This is a genomic window from Nostoc sp. LPT (genome assembly GCF_017115165.1).
Taxonomy (GTDB): domain Bacteria; phylum Cyanobacteriota; class Cyanobacteriia; order Cyanobacteriales; family Nostocaceae; genus Nostoc.
Map to the genome: position 1 here is coordinate 1 of NZ_JABXKF010000005.1, position 22,179 is coordinate 22,179.

Consider the following 22,179-nt stretch of genomic DNA (forward strand, 5'->3'; position numbering starts at 1 on the left):
TTGATAGACCCCTGACATTGGATATCCCTCTTCTCATTAAATCTTATTATCTCATCTGTAGCCAGCTTTTAGAGAATTAGTATAAGTACTTTGAAAACCAAGGAAAAAAAGTTGCTTACGAAAAAACTCTAGATTTACTGAAGAATCTGCGACAACAAATTTCGTCTGTAACAGAAATCGCCCTTTTCTAAAATTGTCAGGGTTATGCAGGGTATGCGCCAGCTTGAAAAATCTGTTCGGCAGTTAAATCTAATTCGGGGAAAAGAGGTGAGATAATGCGATCGCTACCTCGAAACTGGCTTACTTGGTATTCTCCCTCAATTAAAGTGTAGAGCGAGACAGTTGGTTGTTTGGGGTTGCCAATAAATCGCCTACCGCCTAAAGCACCATAATCTACAATCCAGTATTCTGGGATACCTACAGCTTCATAGTCAGCAGCTTTTTTTAAATAATCATCACGCCAATTACTACTCACTACCTCAATTACTAAGGGTATTGATTCCGCTTGGCTTACAGTAGATTCTTTTTTCCATAAAGGTTCATTTACTAAATTGGGGCGATTTAATATCAGCACATCTGGTGAGTAAGCAGATTCATTTTCAAGCGGTTTGACTAATACTGTTTTGGGTATGAAGTAGGGGAGATTTAAACGAATACACTCTCTAGTAACTTCAAAAGCTAAAAATCCAACTACCTCTTCATGATCGCCTGTTGGTTGCGGCATATCTACAATTACTCCGTCATGCAATTCATAACGTTTTCCTGTGTTGTCAGGATATTTAGCAACAAATTCATCGAATGTAACTAGTTTACGTAAGGCTTGAATCATAAATTATTGTCTTCTATTGTGTTTGTGAAGCGTCCATTTTTATCAATATTAACGTAATTCGTAATTGCTACATCTGACGTTTCTCAATTGAGTTTAATACAAACAAACCTAACAAGGATAGCCCCTTCCCTGCTAGCGTTGGGGAGTAAGCCTTAAAGCCTCTCTCCTTTTAGGAGAGAGGTCAGATCATATTACCAGTAGAACCGAGATCACACTTCAATGAGTTTATCTTGGTTAAACTGAATACTTATACTTAAATCTAACAAATGCTTACATAGGAATATAAATTATGACAATGAGGAGAGCAGATCGCAGAGATTCTAATCATGACAACAATGTTAATAATCCTCGCTCACGGCAAAAAGAACCACCTTCTCCTCGTGAACTTCAACAGCTATTGATGACTGTTCGTGCCCAACGCGATGAAGCACAACAACGTGCGAAAGAAAATGAGGAAGCTGCATCTCAACTAGTTCATGTTCAGCAAGAGATTCAAACTTACCAAATTGAGGCTAATGAGCTAAAAGAGCGAGTCGCTCAAAATTATCGCTTTTATATTGATGAGCAAGAGAATCATCAAAAGACGCTCTACCTTTATAACGAAGAAAAAGCGAAAATATCCCAGCTAGTTAATGTTCACCAGCGAGAGATTCAAACTTGCCAACTCGAAGCTAATGAGCTAAAAGAACAAGTCACTCAAAATTATCGTTTCTATATTGATGAACAACAAAGTCATCAACAAACACTCTGTCTCTACAATGAAGAAAAAGCTAGAGCAACTGAATTGTTTACCAAATATGAGGCAGTAAACTCTGAACGAGAAATGTATTTAACTTTATACAATGAGACTAAAGCAGAACTTAAACATGAGCGTCGTTCTAAAGCTAGTATTAAGGGATGGGAAACTCGCCGGAAAGCCGAGAATGAAAAACTAAAACGAGAAATTGCCCAGATGGTTGTGCTATTGCGTGACTCTTTAGCAAGTAAGGATGAAGCAGTAAATAGTCTTTATCTTGTAGCAGAGCGTATGGATCGGATTCAATCTCTAGTTGATTCGGTGGAAGAAGAAACAACTAACAATCCTATGGGTTTGGTACAAAAATTTAAACGCATCTGGCTGGCAATTAAAGACATACTTTCTGAATAAACAAGCATACTTATGAGCAAAAAATCACTACCAACCACGCAAAAAAAAGGTAAAGCGAGGTTGGCAGATCAAATTCGCAGTATTGCTGATCGCCTTAATCAAGAGACTGATGTACAGATACAAGCAACTTCTCGGATTTTAGGGGCTGCTGCTCAAATTGCCGAAAATCATGACCGACTTATTACTGAAGTAGTTGATATGGTTGAGTCAGACCTAAATGTAGAGAAACAGGTATCTCAGAAGCATATTTATAGTATTGATATTCTGAAGCAACAGTTTCAAACATTACGGGATGCAAAAATTCACTTTAAGCTAAAAGTTAGTAGTTGGGAATCACTAGCTAATAAATTAAATGCTGCATCTTGCCAAACAACCATAATACAGAATAAGCCTCAATCAAATCAGGGTTTGGCAGACACTAATATGACAAATAGTAAATATAATTTTAATAATGTTGAAAAATTGACAGTTTTTTTAGAACCTGATGTTGCAGAAATGTTTCCCAATTCGGAAGCTGTAAATGAAGCTCTGCGTTTTCTAATTAGAGTTACGAGAAAAAATCGTTAAAGCATTTTATCAACTGTATAGAAAAATATATTTTTCTATACAGTTGAGTATCTTTTTGTCCTCATACTGCTAACTAATAAGGCGTAACACCATCAAAGAGCGATCTGTAACTGGTACAGTTTGAGAGTCTGAAACTAATTTTCCCCGATCTAAAAAACGAGGTTCATTAGTGTCAATTACTATCTCCCATACCTTATCTTTAAATTCATTGGGTAAAGCAAAGTCAATTAACTCGTAGTGAGCGTTAAAAAATAACAGAAAACTTTCATCAATAATCCGCTCACCACGATCCCCTGGAGTAGCAATTCCCTGCCCATTCAAAAAAATCTCCATTACTTTGGCATAACTAATAAGCCACTGCTTCTCAGTCATTTCACTGCCATCAGAATTAAACCAAGCAATATCATTAATGCCTAAACCGTAGATGGGGCGACCTTGAAACCACTTACGTCGTCGGAATACTGGATGCTGATTGCGAAAATTGATGAGTTCACGTGTAAAGTCTAGTAAATCCGCGTTCGCTTTATGCAAATCCCAATGCCGCCAGGAAATTTCATTGTCTTGGCAGTAGACATTATTATTTCCCTGTTGACTACAGCCAATTTCATCCCCCTCTAATAGCATTGGGACACCTTGAGATAGCATTAGGGTTGCTAAAAAGTTTCGTCGTTGCCGTTCGCGCAAACGCATTACTTCTAGATCGTCGGTTTCGCCTTCTGCACCACAATTCCAGGATCTATTATGGCTTTCACCATCTCTACTGTCTTCCCCGTTTGCCTCGTTATGCTTTTCGTTGTAGCTGACCAAATCATTTAACGTGAAACCATCATGAGCAGTTATGAAATTAATACTTGCATTTGGGTTGCGCCCATTTGTTTGATAGAGGTCAGGGCTACCGGTAAAACAGTAAGCAAATTGTCCTAAACTATCATCTACACCACGCCAAAAATCTCTGACTGTATCCCGATATCTTCCATTCCACTCAGACCAACGCAGTGGAAAGTTCCCGACTTGATAGCCGCCTTCTCCTAAGTCCCAAGGTTCAGCAATCAGCTTCACATCTGCCAAGATTGGGTCTTGATGAATAATATCAAAGAAGGCTGATAGGTTATCTACCTCATATAATTCTCGTGCCAGCGCCGAAGCTAAATCAAATCGGAAGCCATCTACATGCATTTCTATTACCCAATAGCGCAGGCTATCCATAATTAACTTCAGAACTTGAGCATGACGCACATTCAGAGAGTTACCACAGCCTGTAAAGTCCATGTAGTAGCGAGGATCATCCTTTACCAAACGGTAATATACAGAATTATCAATACCTCGCAAAGATAGCGTTGGCCCGAAATGATTTCCTTCGCCAGTGTGGTTGTAGACTACATCTAAGATCACTTCAATTCCGGCAAAATGTAGTGCCTTGACCATTTGCTTGAATTCAGTGACTTGTTCTCCCCCAGTTCCACTAGCACTGTAACTAGAATAGGGGGCAAAATAGTTGATGGAATCATAGCCCCAGTAATTGCTTAATCCTTTTCCTTCTAAATGTCCCGGATGAGATAGAAAATGATGTACTGGCATCAACTCAACTGCTGTAATTCCTAATTGCAGTAAGTGCTGAATTGCAGCAGGATGCGCTAACCCGGCATAAGTGCCGCGCAACTCTTCTGGAATAGCTGAGTGTAGTTTAGTAAAACCTTTGACGTGAGTTTCATAAATAACAGTTCTATACCAAGGTGTAGCAAGCAGTTTATCGCCTTCCCAATCAAAAGATTGATCGACCACTACACATTTGGGCATTAATTTGGCATCATCTAGTTCAGAAAAAACTAAGTCTTTTTCCTCAGCGTCTAGAGAGTAGCCAAAGACAGCTGGATCGTTACTAAACTCACCGTCAATTGCCTTGGCGTAGGGGTCAATTAATAGTTTGTTTGGATTAAATCGATGACCAACTTCCGGTGCCCACATCCCATGCACTCTAAACCCATACTTTTGACCTGGGGCAACTCCTGGTAAGTAACCATGCCAAACAAAATTGTTTTTTTCTGTCAAAGGCACGCGGATTTCTTCGTCATCGTCATCAAATAAACAAAGCTCTACCCCTGTTGCATTTTCCGAAAATAAAGCAAAGTTTGTCCCTTTACCATCCCAAGTTGCACCTAAAGGATATACATTCCCTGGCCATAAAGCTACATACATAAGTAAATCTTGAATAATTAGTTTTTCGGCAAATATTATTGACTTCGACTTTTTTGAATAATTAGTTAAAATCTAAAGTTACTAATTATTCGTTAAAATCACTAATATTACAATCTAACTTCTAAATAATATTATTTGCTCTATCATTAGTAATAAAAATTTCTATTCCTTAAGTTGGAAAAATTAATGTAGAGGGCAACAGGCTGAAGGAAAACTGTCCTGTCTGCGACACGCTGCACAATCTGCTTCAGTAAAGCAACCATCGAAAAAGCTTCTTTTCTTTTGCTCCCTGCTCCCGTTCAGCTTACCTCGGCTCCGGCTCCATTGAGCGAAGTTGAGATGCTCGGCACGGGTCGCTCACGGCAAACCTGCCCCCAGCAATAACTGCGGTCTAAATGATAAGTTTTTAGCCGGACACGATATAACTTCTTTAAATACGATCGCTCTAGAGTTTAACACATAGTGAATTGACCAACAATCTCATCCGAACTGTGGAAATATGACAGCGTGTCTTTTGACACGATTTTACTATTACAGCAACAATGCTACGTAGTGACTGTTTTTACTTTGTGTAAAATAGAACGTTAAAAATGATTTTTGTTGCTAACAGTTGCTTTACCGAGTTTACTAATAGGGTCTCCTAGTTATGCGGTTGAGAGTGAAATTGAGCAGAGAAATACTAATAAATCAACGGAAGTCATTTCAGATATTCCGAGTTTGAGTGAAATTGAGCTACCCGCCACTAATGCCGAATTATTATCTCAACAATCTGTACCAATTTAAGTTAATCCAAAAGAAACTCAGCCAGAAACAGAGCAAACTCCGAGCGATGATGCAGACATTTCTTTTGTGAATTGAGATTTGAGCGGGCGTATACCTCTAACTAGCAATTTAGGACTGACAGTTTACTTAGAAAATCTACTCGGTGAGCAAGATGAGCTTAATCGCATATATAGCCCTGGATTTACTTTTCGTGTGGGTTTAAGCGCCAATTTTTAGGTATTCAATGTAGAGATTTTATCATTGCAAAGTCTCTACATTCTTATGTCTTGTCACATGATTTGGAAAACCTCACTTTCCTACCAGGGTAGGATGTTAGGTTTCACAGCATTTTTTTGTTAAATACAACGCACCGCCGTACAACATAGTGCGTTAAGCTAAAGCCATAATCACCGTACTTAAAATTTACTTTTAATCTAAAATATAAAATCTGAAATTGCTATGAGAGCCAGAATTGAAAATAAAATACTTTTTATCCACCACGAAGATTTGCCAGAGTTTAAAAAGGGTGGTTCAGTGGTGAGAAACTCTTATTTTTGGGCACTACGTTCAATAGCTGGTCAAGCTTCACGTTATCGTGATTGGGAATACGAACCGGAGGTTTGGCTAGCGCTTTCACGAATGCTTTTATCGTTTGCTGAATCTGGATATCTGGGTATTAGAGAAACTTTACTAGAGTTTCCCTTATCTCAAGGAGAAATTCCTAATTTGCTACGAGATGTTTCTACTTGGGAGTAGGGATGTATATGTCATTCTTGTTAACAAACCCTGTACTAGCTTCTGGTTGAAAATGATTAAGATTAGAGATATTAAGCGATTGCCAGAAACATTTATATCTTCTAATTTGTAACCACCGCTTTTGAAATCTCGAAACATCTCTTGTACATAGATGCGTAGCGGCTTATTGCAGGGTACGAGCGATCACTATATATTTATATTAAGGATTCAAACAAAGAAATGCAAAAATTGGGAAAAAGGTGGGCTGTTGCCCACCCTAAACCATTATTTATTTAGCAATACTTTAAACAGGTGCTTCAGTAGCAGTCTTCCCAACTAGCATTGCAGTATTTTCGTCGCTTTCCAGGATACCGAATTCAATCAACAATTCTTCTAACTCTTCCATCTCAATGGGGGTGGGGATAGTAAGGTTCTTGTTGTCAACGATCTTTTGAGCCAATGTCCGATATTCGTTAGCTTGGTTGCTTTCGGGTGCGTACTCGTTAACAGTCATCCGGCGCAATTCTGCGTGTTGTACAATGTTGTCACGAGGTACGTAGTGAATCATGTGGGTGTTCAACCGTTTTGCCAGGGTTTGGATTAGGTCAATTTCCCGGTCAGTGTTACGGCTATTACAAATCAAACCACCCAAGCGCACACCACCAGTGTGAGCATACTTAAGAACACCACGAGCAATGTTGTTAGCAGCATACATCGCCATCATTTCACCTGATGTGACGATGTAGATTTCTTGTGCCTTACCTTCACGGATAGGCATAGCGAACCCACCGCATACAACGTCACCTAATACGTCGTAAGATACGAAATCTAAGTCTTGGTAAGCACCGTTTTCTTCTAAGAAGTTGATGGCGGTGATGATACCGCGACCTGCACAACCTACACCGGGTTCTGGACCACCAGATTCTACGCAAAGAACGTCACGGAAACCCTTCAGCATCACTTCATTGAGTTCGATATCTTCTACTGCGCCACGTTCAGCAGCGAGGTGAAGAACGGTTGTTTGAGCTTTGCTGTGCAGCATCAAACGGGTGGAGTCAGCTTTGGGGTCGCAACCGACAATTAGAATGCGTTGACCCATTTCAGCCATTGCTGCAAGGGTATTTTGAGAAGTGGTAGATTTACCAATACCGCCTTTACCATAGAAAGCTATTTGTCTAATCTTTTCGTCAGTCATGGTTGTGTTTCCTACAAAGATTTAGTTGATGAGTCGTAAGCTTGATGTGAAATATTCACCCTTGGCGTCGTAGGGAAGTAGAGCCTATTGGCGTAGACGCCTAGCGGCTTGTCGCTAGACATCGCACCCTGGCAAAAACAGTTAAAATCAGAACATATTTACCCACGAACCGATGGCTTAAGAGATAGAGAAATCTAATCTCCTAATAACGAAGCCTTTGAAACTATGACTTCAGCATTATCAGTTGTTGTAACCAATCCCAAATGGTTGCTCAAGCCTCAAGAGTGGTTGCAGCAGGAATTCAAATGAACGCAGATTTGTTCCCTGAACCACACAACCAACCAAATTGCAATCCACTCTTAAATGGTCGCTACAACTTTTTTGATTTTGCTGATGTCAAGTAACCAAGAAAATCTATAGCGCTTCTCGTTTCGTGATTGATGCAGCAAGATAAATCCCAGCCTAAAAGTGGTAGAGACCAGTACAGTAATATAATAACTGCACAGGCAACATCTGATACTCTGGCTTAGATAATATCTTGGTGACTTTTGACAGTATGGTTAAATTCCTAGAAATTATGGAACTACACCATTCTGCTTGAAGTTTTCGTTCCAAAAGTCAGCAACTGCTTCAACTTAGTTTGCGGTTGAAAATGTTTACTCCCGCAAGACTAAGTTAGTAAATATTCTGTATTTCTATTGAATTGTCAGGCTGTACTAAGAGTCTTTCTTCCCAGACTCCAAGAGTAATTGCCTTTGGCGGGTAATGCTCTAGCTAGGTTAGCCAACTCTTATTGGCTCATACCCAGATAAATTTCGATTGACTTCAAGTTGTTACAAAGGCTACTATCCAACTCAATCTAGTTTTAGATTTTCGTTAAAAAAAGATGTAGCTAATTGAAGGGGACTTACCAGAGCAAAAAAACTTTCTTGAGCTTGCCTCAAACTTGTCTTGAAGTCTTTTTGTGTTTTCACTTGTTTGATTCCTATAAAAACCATAACATACATCTCACTAATTAATTTGCCAAATCTCAAATTTTTTCTCTATTTAATAGAAAGTTATCCTTAGAACCTTTAATAGTCATAAGTTACGTCCCGATCAGTTGCTAGTTAATAAAATTATTTATCATAGCCAATATGTGCAGTTTGATACTTTTGGGTATTTGATAAAAGTAATGAAACTAATGGTTTATAACGAAAACAAAAGTTTTTGTTTTTGTAACCAAAAATCTTGTAAAAAAATAAGTTAAATAACTCACAAAATTTTACGCAATAATAAGTAGAATGGCTTAATTAAATCAAAAGGTCGTAGTAAGCAGCTTGATATCTTAATAACTTTATATAAATGGATAAAGTATTTACTACCAATAAAAGTTTTATGGCATTTAATTACGCCTATACCAATTCTATTTAATTTACAAACACGGAGAGGCTCTGCTCCACAAATTATTGAAGAAATCAGGGATATTTTTATAGTTAATTTCCGTTAACACAATGCATTTTGAAAAATAAATATTCAGCTTGAAGTAATATTTTATAAAATCTTCCGTTAGAGAGATGTACACTGTTACCAAAATAATGAGAAAAATATATTTATTGGCTATGGAGAGTGTAAAAATGCCAGAGCCTGGTAAATTAGGATCTGTAATTAATTGTTTATTAATACTGACATTGTTAGCCTCTTGCAGTGGTAAAACCTCCGCAGAAGATATGGATAAAGAAACACAAAGTGTATCTTCTTGGGTAGCAACAGCAAATATGGTTGGTGATGCTTGGATACGCGGTGCTGTGCCGAATAAATATGCTGAACAAACATTGAAAAGAGCCACGGAAGAACTGCAAAAAGGAAAAAATCAAATAGACAAAATAAAGTTATCTAAAGATGTCAGCAAACATGATAAATCAGTGCTACTAGCTATAGTGTTACAGTTAGCCAATAAAACAGAGGAAATATCGAGGGCTGTGGCTAAAAAAAATCATTCAGAGGTACAACAAAAACTTGGAGAATTAGCAGTAGAAAAGCGATCGCTAAATAAGCTACGAAAAGTAGCAGGGCAAACCAATGAATAAAATTTTGGAAATCGCCCTTGGGATTGTTACCAGTATCGGCGGTTTTTTAGATGTAGGTGCGATCGCTACTGCTGCAGAAGCTGGATCTACCTATAACTTCCAACTAATTTGGGCGTTTGTCTTAGGGACAATTTGTGTAATTTTTCTGGTGGAAATGTCTGGACGTTTAGCAGCCGTTAGCAAACATACATTAGCTGCGGCGGTGCGAGAACGATTTGGGTTCAACTTTTATATTATTCCACTAGTTGCAGAAATTGCCGTTGATTTTCTGGTTTTCGCAGCCGAAATTGGCGGTGTTTGTATTGCCCTGCAATTAGTAACAGGCATTAGTTTCCAGTGGTTTGCTTTACCCGTAGCCTTTGCAATTTGGTTGCTACTTTGGAAAGGGACATTTGGATTAATTGAAAACGGTGTTTCTTTATTCGGATTAATTACCCTAGCATTTGTCGTCGCTACTTTTAAACTGCATCCATCATTGACACAACTTGGCTCTGGTTTGTTGCCAACTCTGCCACAACAAGACACCGCACATTACTTATACCTGGCCGTTGGCATACTAGGAGCATTGATTAGCCCGTACTTGTTTTATTTTTACTCATCTGGTGCAGTAGAAGATAAGTGGGATGAAGGGTATATCGGTGTAAATCGCGCCGTTGCTGGTTTGGGGATGGGCTTTGGTAGTATCGTATCACTGGGAGTGTTGATTGTGGCAGCACTGGTACTCGGTCCCAAAGGTATCCAGGTTGATAGCTATGAACAGGCGGCGCTGATGTTGACAGAAACCTTTGGTTACTGGGGCTTTGTGCTATTTGCAGCATCTTTAGGGATTGCTTGCTTTGGTGCAGCACTGGAGGTAAGCCTTGATACAGCATATATTGTGGCTCAAGCTTTTGGTTGGAATTGGGGCGAAAATCTTAAACCAAAAGATGCCGCACGCTTTAGTTTAGTCTACACAGTGTTTGTCTTTCTCGCTTCATTACTGATGGTATTTGGGATCGATCCATTGCAATTGACTTTGTTTTCAATGGCAATTACAGCAGTGATTTTGCCGCCTGTAATTATACCTTTTTTGGTTTTGATGAACGATGAATTATACGTTGGCAAGTATCGCAACGGGTGGATTAGTAACAGTGTTGTCATTTTTACAATTGCACTGACATTTGTGCTAGCAATCTTTGCTATTCCATTGGAAATTATTGGAGGATAAATCCATTTTAGATTTTGGATTTTAGATTAGGATTTATAACGTTTTAATCTTTGCGCCTTTGTAGCTTGGTAAATCTATCAATAATTAACCAGAAGTGATAGTTAATGGATATTATCAGAGATGTTCTTGATAACCAATTAGTTGACCGCAATCAACGCAAAATGGGTAAAGTCGATGGCATTGTGATGGAGTTGCGCGATCGCGAACCACCACGACTTGCTTATATTGAAGTAGGAGTAACAACCCTTACCAAACGCCTAAATCCCCGCTTGGCAGGTTTTGTAGCAACAATTGCAAATAAATGGGGTGCTAAACAAAGTGAACCGTTTCGGATTCCGTGGTCAAAAGTGCGGGATATTGGTATTGATGTCGAAGTCGATGTTGAAGCTGAAGCAACACCAGCTTTAGGCTATGAAAAATGGCTGCGCAATCGCATCATCGCCCGAATTCCAGGAGGGAGATAATGACAACTCGTGAAATTCATCTAGAATTACTGCTGAGTAAACCAGTATTAGACTCAACTGGTAAAGTCGTCGGACGCATTGAGGAAGTACGCGCCGAACAACAAGGCGAAGAATGGATTGTTAAAGAATATCTTATCGGCTATGCTGCCGTGTTAGAACGGCTATCCGCTTGGACAATTGGGTTAAAAATTTTGCATCTACTTGGGGCACAAAAAATTTACGGTGGTTATACAATACCTTGGGACAAGCTAGATTTGACTGACCCTGACAAGCCGCGTTTGCGTTGCAGTCTAGATGCATTAAAATCATTAGACGAGCAGCCGCAGGATACAGAGTAACTTGGCTTGAAGGAGGCAGAAGTATGATGTCACCAAGTTGCAAAATGCTGTAAATGTTTCTAACGATAGAACTTAGTACAGTTTTGCGTTAAAAGCGTAGCGTTTTAATGCGGCCAATGCATTAATAATGCAAGTCGATGCATTGGCATTGTCAGCCGATGCATTAACAAGGCAAGCCGACGCATTAACAATGCAAGCCGATGCATTGGCATTGTCAGCCGACGCATTAACAATGCAAGCCGACGCATTAACAATGCAAGCCGATACATTGGCATTGCAGGGTATTGCCTTTCTTTAATTCGCGACAAATTAATCAAATGTTGTATTTAGTGTGGTCACAATACAAGCTTGTGCATTACAAAAACCACTCTTGCTGAAAAATATCTGCTAATCTTTCACCCAACTTCTAGCGAAAGAAAGAGTTTGAGACTAAGTATCTCTGTAATCATGAAATGCGGACAAGTATTAACCTGCTGAATAACTGATATGCCGCAATATTTCGGAAAACTACCCACTACTAACCAACCTTGGACAACAGTTAGCAATGTAAAAGCTGTAACCTGGGACAATAATATTATTAATTTTGACTGTGGCGACTCACGCCTTACCATCAGCGTACTTGCTCCCAATTTAATCCGCGTGCGTTTGGCACTGACTGGGGAATTTGTGCCCCGCCGTTCTTGGGCAGTAACGCTGGATGATGCAGAATGGGCGACAACACCTTTTGCAGTCCGCGAAACTGAAGCAACGATAGAAATTGAAACAGCACAGATTCGTGTGTGCGTCCAGCGAGAAAAGTGTCGCATCGCCTGTTTCGATAAAGATAACCGTCCCTTTGCTCAAGATGCAGATATGGGAATAGGTTGGCGGATGGGCGCAGTTGCAGCGTGGAAGGAAATTGCTGCCGAGGAACATTTCTATGGTTTTGGTGAACGCACAGGCTTTCTGGATAAACTCAGCGAAGTAAAAACCAACTGGACAACGGATTCCTTAGATTATGATGCACTGACTGATGAAATGTACCAGGCAATTCCATTTTTTATGGCTTTGCGCCCAGAGGTAAGCTACGGCATCTTTTTCAATACCACTTTTTGGAGTCAGTTCGATATCGGTGCTGAACAACCAGGTATTTGGAAGATGGAGACTCGTGGCGGTGAATTGGATTATTACATTATCTACGGCCCCGAACCAGCCCAAATCCTGGACACATACACTCAGCTAACCGGGAGAATGCCATTACCGCCGAAATGGGCGCTAGGTTATCATCAATGTCGCTGGAGTTACGAATCAGAAACCGTTGTGCGGGAACTAGCAAAGGAATTTCGCCAACGCCGCATTCCCTGTGATGTTATCCACTTGGATATTGACTATATGCGGGGTTATCGGGTGTTTACCTGGAGTCCCCAGCGTTTCCCCAATGCGGCAAAACTGATCAGTGATTTAGCAGAGGATGGTTTCAAAACAGTCACAATCATTGATCCTGGTGTGAAATATGAACCAGAAGGCAATTATCACATTTTTGACCAAGGATTAGAAAACGATTATTTTGTGCGTAAAGCTGATGGTACGTTGTTCCACGGCTACGTTTGGCCTGAGAAAGCTGTTTTTCCTGATTTTTTACGCCCTGATGTGTGTAACTGGTGGGCTGATTTACACAAAAGTTTAACTGATGTTGGTGTGGCAGGAATTTGGAATGATATGAATGAACCTGCCATAAATAATCGCCCCTTCGGCGATGAAGGTGAAAAAATTTGGTTCCCGCTAGATGCACCGCAGGGAGCAGGGGGGAATATCCCTGCATCTTCTTCTACTCATATAGAAGTGCATAACTTGTATGGGTTGATGATGGCTAAAGCTTGTTATGAAGGGTTGGAACGGCATCGAGGCTCAGAGCGATCATTTGTGTTAACGCGATCGGGTTATGCTGGTGTACAACGCTGGTCTTCTGTGTGGATGGGAGATAACCAATCGTTGTGGGAGCATTTAGAAATGTCTCTGCCAATGCTTTGCAACATGGGACTTTCGGGTGTAGGGTTTGTGGGTTGTGATATTGGCGGGTTTGCTGGTAACGCCACAGCTGAATTATTTGCTCGCTGGATGCAGGTAGGAATGCTTTACCCATTGATGCGCGGTCACTCGGCAATGTCTACTGCTCGTCATGAACCTTGGGTATTTGGCGATCGCGTTGAAAATATCTGTCGAGAATACATTAATCTACGTTACCAATTACTTCCCTACATTTATAGTCTTTTTTGGGAAGCGGCAACAACGGGCGCACCGATTTTAAGACCATTATTGTACCATTTCCCTAACGATCCGAAAACCTATAGCCTCTACGATCAAGTATTGCTAGGTGCGTCGCTGATGGCTGCACCAATTTACCGCCCAGGAGTTGAGCATCGAGCTGTCTATTTACCTCTTGGCACTTGGTATGATTGGTGGAGTGGTGAACGTTATGAAGGCCCGATTCACATTCTTGCTCATGCACCATTAGAAAGAATGCCACTGTATGTCCGTAGCGGTGCGATTGTTCCCATGCAACCTGTAGGGCAATACGTCGATCAAGCCCCACTCGACGAGATCCGATTACGGATTTGGCGTGGTAATAACGAATATCAGCTATTTGAAGATGATGGACAGACAAACGAGTATCAAGACAAAAATTTTTCACTAACAAACATCAGCGTTTTCACTGAGTCTAATCAAACAGTAGTGGAAATTGGAGCAAGAGTTGGGGAATGGACACCTCCACCGCGTCAAGTGATTGTAGAACTTGTTGGTGTTGGAGAGCAACGTTTCCAAGATGATGGTAAGCTACACACTCTGCAATTCTAAAATACTCGCAAAGGTGGTTTTTTGAACCATGATTATTTCCTACTCTAAATTGTGCAAGAAAAAATATGCATAAGGGTGGATGAAAAGCAAGTCAAGGCGTAACATACAATACAAAGGACATAAATGATTAAATCGTAAGAAATACGTAAGTTTACTACGCTAGATAGATGCGGTTAGAGAACACTCAATGTTAAATATTAACCGCTTGCGCCTGCAAGATAGATTTAAAGTCTCTACAAATGCACTTGTGGCAGGAGTTGCAAGTGCGATCGCTGTTTTTGTGGGCAGCTTGGTACTAGTTGGCTGGTGTCTTGGCATTGAAGTTCTTAAGCGCGGCTTCCCTGGTAGTCCTGCCACAATGAAAGTCAACACAGCGCTATGTTTTGTGTTGTGTGGTGTGTCGCTGTGGCTATTTTTAAAAGGAGAGCAGGGAAACAATTCAAAATTCAAAATTCAAAATTCAAAATTATTTACCCATTTCCCTACTCTTCTAATCTCTCAGGTCTGTGCAATAGCTGTCACCACAATTGCAGCGCTTACCCTCTGTCAATATCTGTTTGGCTGGAATCTTGGCATTGACGAACTAGTGTTTCGTGATTTGCGAACTAGTATAGCGACATTGCATCCGGGGCGAATGGGGGTGAACACAGCAGTAAACTTTATCCTGGTCAGTGTTGCCCTACTGATTCTGATTCATCCAAAAACTTACCGTAGTTATTGGTATGCCCAGATTATCGCTCTGATTGCTACTTTAATTTCCTTTCAGGCGCTGATGGGCTATGCCTACAAAGTGAAAGGACTTGTTCTCTACACCCCTTATACAACATCAATGGCGTTACACACAGTGGTGTTGTTCCTTTTTCTAAGTATGGGCATTCTGTGGGTGCGGGCAGAACATGGGTTAATGAGGGTAGTTACAAGTGATAGTTACGGCGGCTTACTTGCACGTCGTTTACTAGTTGCCGCGATCGCAGTACCTTTTATATTGGGATGGGTAATTGTCGAAGGTCAACGGGCAGGACAATACGATCCGGCATTTGCAGTATCGGTGTTTGCGATCGTTGTGATTGTAATTTTTACTATTTTGATTTGGCAAAGTGCCAGGGTTATTGAACACCTCAGCGATCAACGCGACCTTGCCCAAAAAGCACTGAGAAGCTACGAAGCTAAACTAGGGAGTTTTGTAGATGCTAACGTCATCGGCATTCTGTTTGGCGACGTGTATGGCGGTATCCAGCAGGCAAACGACGAATTTCTGAGGATGATTGGTTACACGCAGGAGGATTTGTCAGCAGGTAAGTTAAGTTGGCGCAATATCACACCATCAGAGTATCTATACTTGGATGAGCAAGGTGTTGCCGAAGCCCAAGGAAATACCAACGCTACTTGTACGCCCTACGAGAAAGAATATATTCGCAAGGATGGTAGCCGTATCCCGGTTTTAGTTGGTTACGTGCTGCTAGGAGAAAACCGCGAAGAGTCAGTAGCCTTTATCCTTGATTTAAGCGAACGCAAACAAGCAGAAGCAGAGCAACAAAAATTAGCATCACTGGTAGAAAATAGCTCTGACTTTATCAGCATTGCTACCCTTGAGGGTGAATTACTCTACATAAATGATGCAGGTCAAAAGTTGGTAGGGTTTGCCAACCTTAATGAAGTCAGGCAAAAAGCAGTATTAGATTACTTCATGCCCAAAGACAAAGCCTATTTTCAAAAATATATACTGCCGACTGTACTATCAGAAGGGCGCTGGCAGGGAGAATTCTGCTTTCAGCATCTCCAAACAGGTCAACCGATAGCAGTTGATTACAACGTCTTCACTGTTACAGATAACAAAACAGGTCAACCAATTGCCTTAGCAACTGTGACTCGCGACATCAGCGAACAAAAGCAGACCCAGGAAAAAATCTTACAACTAAATAGGGATCTACAGCGCCGCATTACTGAATTACAAACTTTGTTGGAGGTAATTCCCATTGGAATTGGCATTGCCGAAGATCCAAAATGCCAAAATATCAAGGTCAACCCTGCTTTTGCCAAGCAGTTGGGGATATCGTCAGATACAAATGCCTCCCTCAGTGCTGACTTGGACGAAAGACCAACAAGCTTTAAAATCTACCGCCAGGGAAGGAAACTGTCAACAGAAGAACTTCCAATGCAGTACTCTGCTGCTCATGGTGTCGAAGTTCTGAATTTTGAACTTGATGTCGTCCATGACAATGGCAAAATCGTCAACCTGTTGGAGTACGTTGCACCCCTGTTTGACGAAGAGGGTAAAACCAGAGGAAGCGTTGGTGCATTTTTAGATATTACGGAGCGCAAACAGGCAGAGGAAGTACTCCTAAATCAGCAAAAATGGCTGGAGGATGTGTTAAATCTGATGCCAAGACCGTTGCTGTTTATCAAACCAGGAACGGCGCGGGTAACTTTTGCCAATCGCTCTGCTAACGAATTAGCTGGGGGCGAATTTCCCAAAGGTATACCTGCTGAAGATTATCACACAGTTTATTACTATACAGATGCAGCCGGCGATCGCATCCCCAATGAACTTATGCCAGGAGTGCGGGTTGCTCGTGGCGAACGCCTGAATGGATTGGAAGTAGACTGGCACACCCCCGATGGTGTACGCTCTTTACTGATATTTGCTGATACCTTGCCAGCAATGCACGGTCATCCGGCTACCTGTATCTTGGTGTTCCAAGAGATTAGCAACCTCAAACGGGTAGAAAAAGCACTCTCGTTAGGTTACAAAAGGCTAAAGCTACTATTTGACACAGCCAACGATTTACTATCAAGCCAGGAACCAGTACTACTAATCGATAGCGTCTACCGAAAACTAAGAGAGCAAATTGGAATAGAAGTTTATTTGAACTATTTGGTTGAGGATAACTCTCAAGTAATGCGGTTGAGGTCTTACAGTGGTATTTCCCAGGGGATGGCAAAGGAAATTGAGTACTTGGCATTTGGTCAAGGGGTTTGCGGTACTGTAGCGCTCTCACGCCATTCCATAGCTGTAGAGAATGTGCAGCAATCCACTGACTCACAAACAGAATTGATTCGCTCTTTAAGCATTACTGCTTATTATGCATATCCATTAATCGCCCAAGGACGGCTATTGGGTACTCTTTCTTTTGGCAGCCGCACTCTGTTAAGCTTCACCGACAATCAAAAAGGGATGATGCAAGCAGTATGCGACCAAATAGCGATCGCAATGGAACGGGCTAGTTTAATTGCTTTTTTGCAACAACAAACTGAGCAGTTGCAAGAAGCCAACCGGATGAAGGATGAGTTTCTAGGAATATTATCCCACGAGTTGCGATCGCCCCTCAATGCCATCCTTGGTTGGGCGCAATTACTGCAACGAAGCAAGCTCAGTGATAGCCAAATGGCTAAGGCTACGGAGACAATTGAGCGCAACGCCAAAGCGCAAACCCAGCTAATTGAAGACTTGCTGGATATATCGCGGATGAATAGAGGCAAGTTACGCCTCGATGTCTGTACTTGTAATTTGGTTCCCATAATTGAGTCAGCCATCGAGACTGTTAGTTTAGCCGCTCAATCCAAGGAAATCGATTTGAGATTTTCCCTGATTCCTTCAAAAGAAACGCGAAATTCAGATTGGGGATTAGGAGTTAATCGCGAAAATCTCGAATTTCCAAAAGCACAATCCCAAACCAATCAACATTCAGAGGACAGCAAGCTGGGTGAAAATTCTCAATTCTTAGTTTTCGGGGATTTCGAGCGCTTGCAACAAATCATCTGGAATCTGGTATCCAATGCCATCAAATTTACACCCGTTGGAGGAAGGGTAGAGGTGCAATTGTCAGTAATTAATGGACAAGAAAAACAACAGACAACAGATAAATATGCCCAAATTCAGGTGATTGATACAGGCATTGGTATCAGCCCTAATTTTCTTCCTTACGTCTTTGATCGCTTTCGTCAAGCTGATAGTTCTAGCACTAGAATCTATGGTGGATTAGGACTAGGTTTAGCGATCGTCCGTCATTTAGTAGAATTACATGGTGGTACTGTCCACGCAGATAGCCCAGGTAAAGAACAAGGAACGACGTTTACAGTCAAACTACCACTTCTGAAGAGTTCTTCCCTGCGCCCCTCTGCTTCTCCCCTCCTCTCCCTGCTTGGTGTGCGCGTGCTGGTTGTAGACGAGCAAGCCGATACCCGTGAATTCATCACCACAGCCCTCGAACAGTACCAAGCCGAAGTTAAAGCTGTAGCATCAGTTTCAGAAGCATTGCAGTTAATTATACAGTGGAAACCAGATGCTTTAGTCAGCGACATCAGTATGCCCCAAGAGGATGGTTACTCTTTGATCCGTAAAGTGCGATCGCAACCACCAGAACTAGGGGGAAATATTCCAGCCGCAGCGTTGACAGCTGATACTAGGGAAGAGGATCGGCTGCAAGCTATACAAGAAGGTTATCAGCTGCATTTACCTAAACCTATTAAAGCCGCTGAGTTAGCTACAGTAATCGCCAGCCTTGTTGGACGGACTTAAAAATGGGGCTTTGGGGAATATGAATTAAATTCTGCCCAATGCCTGATTTGCTTTTTTTTAATATCAAAATTTATACAGCATAATTCCGAATTCAGAATACAGAATTCATATCAAGTTCGGGTGATTACTTATAATAAAATCTATCAATGTAGGTTGGGGAGCCACTGCGTTGTCCGGGAACACCTGCTTGAAGCAAGTGGCGTTTGAACTTAAGTGTTACTCAACGTGAACAAGGATAAAATGTTAGGTTTCGTTCCTCAACCCAACCTACATATATTATAAGTGTTTAACCGGACACGATATCAGGAGTAAAACACGCTTTATCATTTTTCATGAATCAAATAGGAATCCTATATAATGTCCGAATAATTAGTTATGATTCCCATAGTAGTTAACCACTTACTTACTACGTGCTTGAATTGAAGTAGCCCTTCTACTTACCGAGACTCAGGAGGTTGTTGCAGCCGTAATAGGGTATTGTAAACCTGCCTTTTTAAGATAGTATTATTTTGTAGTTCTATAGTAATTTTGTTGAACTGCTCAAATTTCAAGCCATTATCTTCGACAATTTTTTGAGCGTGGTTACAGTAGTTCACTGCAATATCTTGAGCCTTCTTTGGAAGACCATTTATGCTATTAGAATCGTTGCAGACAATATTGGGAATTTCTCCATTGCCAATAAGTTTTTTAATTTCTTCAAAGGCATTTTGACGGGCTGGCTCCATTGCTAACACGGCTTGAGCGTAACTGTCAATTTCAGTATTGTTAACTATTGGTGCTGGAGTTTGAGCGTCAGCTTTGGAACTGAATGAAAAAGCGTTGAAAATCACACCCACAGTAGCGATCGCGCCGAAAAATAATGATTGCGAAAGGGTTCGCTTTCGGCTAGTTCGAGAAAACAAATCAGAAATTTTCTTCATATAGTGTGTGACACGAAACTACATCAGGGATATTATAAGAACTTTGAATTATTTTCGGAGTTGGAAGTTCCAGGAACTGCTCAATAGATCAAGCTTTTATATGTGATTGTCAATTTCCTCGGCATACTTGACAAAGTTCGATGACTTTAGTCTGGAGAGTTGACATTTCTGATGCCCCTTGCTTGAGGCTAACTTCTAACTCCAGTAGTAGGGGTAAGCAAGAGATTAACTGTTGCACAGAAAGCAGCTTGATTTCTTGCTGTAAGAAGTAAATCCGTTTGGAATTACCGATATCAGCAGCAATAGCGATCGCTTGTTGATTCCGTTCCCCACTTTCTATCATAATCTTGACCCACAGCCAGGTGCGAAATTGTCCAATCAGTGTGGCAACTATCCGTAATCCCGGCTCGGAAGCATTGCTCAAATCTGCCAAGGTTGTCAAAGCTTTAGCTGTATCTCCTGTTCTGATTGCTGCTGCTAATTGTAAGCTATTTTGAGTAGTATTTCTTACTAACTTCGTAACGGTATCTGTATCTAAAGGCTTATTACTACCTTGGGCATATAGCCGCAATTTCTCTAGCTCATTGTAGAGAAGCCGTGTATCATTGCCAACAGATTCTGCCAACAGATGGGAAGTATTGGCAGTCAGTTTCACGCCCACAGTTTGGGCTGCTTGATTAACAGATTGCACCAGTAATTCTGTTTTCCAAGGAGGAATGAGGGGAAATTCTCGGAATTCGGTAGCAAACTGTTTTAACAATTTCGTGGATTTGAGACGTTCATCTGGCTTGTTGCGACTGGTAAGCAATAAAAATGAGTTTTCGGGAATGACTCTTAGCGATCGCCCCAATTCTGCCAACACATTCTCTGGACAGTGCTGACACAGAGTAGTATTTATCAGCCATACCAAGCGCCCACCAGCGCCAAAAGTAGGTGTCATCACCTGATTTAACCCCTGGATAGCAGCATCAGCTTGATCTGGGGAGAATGCAGTGTAATTAAAACTTGTCCATTGGGGATCGAGGACGCGATCGCGCAAAACAGCGATCGCCTTTTCCATCGCAAAATCATCCTCACCCCAGTAAACATAGATTGGCATAGATAAACCTTGTAGTAGATGGGCATTAGGAGTGCTGAGTGCTGAGTGCTGTTAGCGGTAGCGGGGCGTTCAGCCCGTGCTGAGTTTGGAGTTAAAAGTTAAAAGTTAAGAGTTAGGAGTTTTGTTTACCCCCTTGTCCTCTTGTCCCCTTGTCCCCTTGTCCCCCTATCTCCCTCATCTCCCTCATCTCCCTCATCTCCCCACTCCCCACTTCCCACTTCCAAAAATTAAATACTTTTGAAATCATTCTGTTAATCAAGATAATTTTCCCTAAAATCTATCAAGTGAGAGCGTGAGGCTATGAAGATTGGACGACAACTATCAAACTTACTTAAATCGGTTAGCACGACTGACGCTGTCAGAAGCCTACAGATTCCAAGCCCAGCATATTCAGGAATCTTCTAAATTTCAGCTACATTCTGGGTTGAGACAAGCAGCATCCTTTCCTGGCTATACGCTAATTACCCCGCCTGCAGAAGAAGAATCACACAACTCTGCTTTCTATGCCAAATTACAGACTTATCAACAGGAACTTTTACAGTTGCCTGTAAACCGTAATTTGATTGTACCTCTACCTCCTGCTAGCTTCCATCTAACTTTAGCGGATTTAATTTGGGACAATGCTTACCTTGATGCCTACGAAAAAAATCCTAAATTTGACGAGGAGTTACACTCTTGTTTAGCTGAAATATTTCAAAAATATCAACAATTGATGACAAACAGGAGTCATCCAATTAAATGGCAAATGCTGGGACTAATACTGATGCCAAGAGCTGTAACCATTTGTTTAGTCCCCCAAGATGAACGCTGTTACGAGGAAGTTATTAAATTTCGCCGAACAATTTATCAAAATCCCAAGTTAATTGCTTTGGGTATTGAGCAGCATTATCACTTCACGGCCCATGTTACATTAGCCTATTTTGGGGAGGTTCCATCTGACCTAGACCGCATAAGCTTCAGCACCATGCTTTCTCAATTGAATGAACAATGGCTGTTGAATTTGCCAGAATTTTTGATCGATCGTGTTGAATTGCGAAAGTTTGATGACATGATGCGCTATTATCGTGAACCAGACTGGCCGATTTTAGATTTTTAAGTCATTAGTTAGTAGTTAGTAGTCAGTAGTTTCCACTCACTCACTGACAACTGACTACTGATTAATTAGTTATGTCTGCCTGAAAATGAAGCAATTGGCTAAAGTCAGTTAATAAGGGTTGGAAATGCATTTTGGCAAAATTCCTCAACCACTTTAGATAAATTGATTAAAATCCCATCTATTTAAAACCGATTTTGTAAT

18 protein-coding genes are annotated in these 22,179 nt (G+C 41.1%); 13 read left to right on the top strand and 5 right to left on the bottom strand.

Annotated features, from left to right (window positions below):
* Nucleotides 1–202: 202 nt before the first annotated feature.
* A complete protein-coding gene (locus HWQ58_RS00810) occupies nucleotides 203–829 on the bottom strand; it encodes a Uma2 family endonuclease (RefSeq protein ID WP_292856641.1) in 627 nt (208 codons plus the stop codon).
* Between the two features lie 289 nt (nucleotides 830–1,118).
* On the opposite strand from HWQ58_RS00810, the gene HWQ58_RS00815 reads away from it, so the two are divergent.
* Nucleotides 1,119–1,976, top strand: a complete 858-nt coding sequence (locus HWQ58_RS00815; protein WP_292856643.1) for a hypothetical protein — start codon at nucleotides 1,119–1,121, stop codon at nucleotides 1,974–1,976.
* Nucleotides 1,977–1,988: 12 nt separating this feature from the next.
* Complete coding sequence (locus HWQ58_RS00820) at nucleotides 1,989–2,543, top strand: hypothetical protein (RefSeq protein WP_292856645.1); 555 nt, start codon at nucleotides 1,989–1,991, stop codon at nucleotides 2,541–2,543.
* Nucleotides 2,544–2,612: 69 nt separating this feature from the next.
* Here HWQ58_RS00820 and glgX read toward each other — a convergent pair whose 3' ends face one another.
* A complete protein-coding gene (gene glgX / locus HWQ58_RS00825; protein ID WP_292856647.1) occupies nucleotides 2,613–4,739 on the bottom strand; it encodes a glycogen debranching protein GlgX in 2,127 nt (708 codons plus the stop codon).
* Between the two features lie 597 nt (nucleotides 4,740–5,336).
* Here glgX and HWQ58_RS00830 point away from each other — a divergent pair.
* Nucleotides 5,337–5,522, top strand: a complete 186-nt coding sequence (locus tag HWQ58_RS00830) for a hypothetical protein (RefSeq protein WP_292856649.1) — start codon at nucleotides 5,337–5,339, stop codon at nucleotides 5,520–5,522.
* 438 nt (nucleotides 5,523–5,960) lie between these two features.
* Nucleotides 5,961–6,257 carry a hypothetical protein gene (locus HWQ58_RS00840; RefSeq protein ID WP_194043762.1) on the top strand — a complete coding sequence of 99 codons (297 nt, stop codon included), beginning with the start codon at nucleotides 5,961–5,963 and terminating at the stop codon, nucleotides 6,255–6,257.
* A gap of 283 nt (nucleotides 6,258–6,540) precedes the next feature.
* Here HWQ58_RS00840 and nifH read toward each other — a convergent pair whose 3' ends face one another.
* A complete protein-coding gene (gene nifH, locus HWQ58_RS00845) occupies nucleotides 6,541–7,431 on the bottom strand; it encodes a nitrogenase iron protein (protein ID WP_292856651.1) in 891 nt (296 codons plus the stop codon).
* Nucleotides 7,432–7,694: 263 nt separating this feature from the next.
* Here nifH and HWQ58_RS00850 point away from each other — a divergent pair, with 263 nt between their 5' ends.
* The 8 genes from HWQ58_RS00850 to HWQ58_RS00885 all read left to right on the top strand — a co-directional run bounded on the left by HWQ58_RS00850 (nucleotide 7,695) and on the right by HWQ58_RS00885 (nucleotide 18,863).
* The gene (locus HWQ58_RS00850; RefSeq protein ID WP_292856653.1) at nucleotides 7,695–7,835 is read left to right on the top strand and encodes a hypothetical protein; all 141 of its coding nucleotides are present in this window, start codon (nucleotides 7,695–7,697) and stop codon (nucleotides 7,833–7,835) included.
* 1,152 nt (nucleotides 7,836–8,987) lie between these two features.
* Nucleotides 8,988–9,500 (top strand): hypothetical protein, encoded by a 513-nt coding sequence (locus tag HWQ58_RS00855; RefSeq protein WP_292856655.1) that lies wholly within the window; start codon nucleotides 8,988–8,990, stop codon nucleotides 9,498–9,500.
* Entirely contained in the window at nucleotides 9,493–10,707 is a 1,215-nt protein-coding gene (locus HWQ58_RS00860) for a divalent metal cation transporter (protein ID WP_292856657.1), read from the top strand. The genes HWQ58_RS00855 and HWQ58_RS00860 overlap by 8 nt, the downstream gene beginning before the upstream one ends.
* Before the next feature lie 104 nt (nucleotides 10,708–10,811).
* Nucleotides 10,812–11,171 carry a hypothetical protein gene (locus HWQ58_RS00865; RefSeq protein ID WP_292856658.1) on the top strand — a complete coding sequence of 120 codons (360 nt, stop codon included), beginning with the start codon at nucleotides 10,812–10,814 and terminating at the stop codon, nucleotides 11,169–11,171.
* Nucleotides 11,171–11,509 (top strand): hypothetical protein, encoded by a 339-nt coding sequence (locus HWQ58_RS00870; RefSeq protein WP_292856660.1) that lies wholly within the window; start codon nucleotides 11,171–11,173, stop codon nucleotides 11,507–11,509. The genes HWQ58_RS00865 and HWQ58_RS00870 overlap by 1 nt, the downstream gene beginning before the upstream one ends.
* A gap of 127 nt (nucleotides 11,510–11,636) precedes the next feature.
* The gene (locus HWQ58_RS00875; RefSeq protein WP_292856662.1) at nucleotides 11,637–11,807 is read left to right on the top strand and encodes a hypothetical protein; all 171 of its coding nucleotides are present in this window, start codon (nucleotides 11,637–11,639) and stop codon (nucleotides 11,805–11,807) included.
* A 188-nt stretch (nucleotides 11,808–11,995) separates the two neighbouring features.
* Nucleotides 11,996–14,344: a glycoside hydrolase family 31 protein gene (locus tag HWQ58_RS00880; RefSeq protein WP_292856664.1), complete on the top strand. Its 2,349-nt coding sequence runs from the start codon at nucleotides 11,996–11,998 to the stop codon at nucleotides 14,342–14,344.
* Between the two features lie 187 nt (nucleotides 14,345–14,531).
* Complete coding sequence (locus tag HWQ58_RS00885; RefSeq protein ID WP_292856666.1) at nucleotides 14,532–18,863, top strand: PAS domain S-box protein; 4,332 nt, start codon at nucleotides 14,532–14,534, stop codon at nucleotides 18,861–18,863.
* Nucleotides 18,864–19,300: 437 nt separating this feature from the next.
* Here HWQ58_RS00885 and HWQ58_RS00890 read toward each other — a convergent pair whose 3' ends face one another.
* A complete protein-coding gene (locus HWQ58_RS00890; protein ID WP_292856667.1) occupies nucleotides 19,301–19,783 on the bottom strand; it encodes a DUF4168 domain-containing protein in 483 nt (160 codons plus the stop codon).
* 109 nt (nucleotides 19,784–19,892) lie between these two features.
* Nucleotides 19,893–20,882, bottom strand: a complete 990-nt coding sequence (gene holA, locus HWQ58_RS00895) for a DNA polymerase III subunit delta (protein WP_292856669.1) — start codon at nucleotides 20,880–20,882, stop codon at nucleotides 19,893–19,895.
* 307 nt (nucleotides 20,883–21,189) lie between these two features.
* On the opposite strand from holA, the gene HWQ58_RS00900 reads away from it, so the two are divergent.
* Nucleotides 21,190–21,978, top strand: a complete 789-nt coding sequence (locus HWQ58_RS00900) for a DUF1868 domain-containing protein (protein ID WP_292856671.1) — start codon at nucleotides 21,190–21,192, stop codon at nucleotides 21,976–21,978.
* Nucleotides 21,979–22,179: the final 201 nt, after the last annotated feature.

What these genes read in the sequence shown, in the direction of transcription:
- HWQ58_RS00810 (WP_292856641.1), bottom strand. Translation starts at nt 829, where the DNA reads ATGATTCAAGCCTTACGTAAACTAGTTACATTCGATGAATTTGTTGCT.
- HWQ58_RS00815 (WP_292856643.1), top strand. Translation starts at nt 1,119, where the DNA reads ATGACAATGAGGAGAGCAGATCGCAGAGATTCTAATCATGACAACAAT.
- HWQ58_RS00820 (WP_292856645.1), top strand. Translation starts at nt 1,989, where the DNA reads ATGAGCAAAAAATCACTACCAACCACGCAAAAAAAAGGTAAAGCGAGG.
- glgX (WP_292856647.1), bottom strand. Translation starts at nt 4,739, where the DNA reads ATGTATGTAGCTTTATGGCCAGGGAATGTATATCCTTTAGGTGCAACT.
- HWQ58_RS00840 (WP_194043762.1), top strand. Translation starts at nt 5,961, where the DNA reads ATGAGAGCCAGAATTGAAAATAAAATACTTTTTATCCACCACGAAGAT.
- nifH (WP_292856651.1), bottom strand. Translation starts at nt 7,431, where the DNA reads ATGACTGACGAAAAGATTAGACAAATAGCTTTCTATGGTAAAGGCGGT.
- HWQ58_RS00850 (WP_292856653.1), top strand. Translation starts at nt 7,695, where the DNA reads ATGGTTGCTCAAGCCTCAAGAGTGGTTGCAGCAGGAATTCAAATGAAC.
- HWQ58_RS00855 (WP_292856655.1), top strand. Translation starts at nt 8,988, where the DNA reads ATGTACACTGTTACCAAAATAATGAGAAAAATATATTTATTGGCTATG.
- HWQ58_RS00860 (WP_292856657.1), top strand. Translation starts at nt 9,493, where the DNA reads ATGAATAAAATTTTGGAAATCGCCCTTGGGATTGTTACCAGTATCGGC.
- HWQ58_RS00865 (WP_292856658.1), top strand. Translation starts at nt 10,812, where the DNA reads ATGGATATTATCAGAGATGTTCTTGATAACCAATTAGTTGACCGCAAT.
- HWQ58_RS00870 (WP_292856660.1), top strand. Translation starts at nt 11,171, where the DNA reads ATGACAACTCGTGAAATTCATCTAGAATTACTGCTGAGTAAACCAGTA.
- HWQ58_RS00875 (WP_292856662.1), top strand. Translation starts at nt 11,637, where the DNA reads ATGCAAGTCGATGCATTGGCATTGTCAGCCGATGCATTAACAAGGCAA.
- HWQ58_RS00880 (WP_292856664.1), top strand. Translation starts at nt 11,996, where the DNA reads ATGCCGCAATATTTCGGAAAACTACCCACTACTAACCAACCTTGGACA.
- HWQ58_RS00885 (WP_292856666.1), top strand. Translation starts at nt 14,532, where the DNA reads ATGTTAAATATTAACCGCTTGCGCCTGCAAGATAGATTTAAAGTCTCT.
- HWQ58_RS00890 (WP_292856667.1), bottom strand. Translation starts at nt 19,783, where the DNA reads ATGAAGAAAATTTCTGATTTGTTTTCTCGAACTAGCCGAAAGCGAACC.
- holA (WP_292856669.1), bottom strand. Translation starts at nt 20,882, where the DNA reads ATGCCAATCTATGTTTACTGGGGTGAGGATGATTTTGCGATGGAAAAG.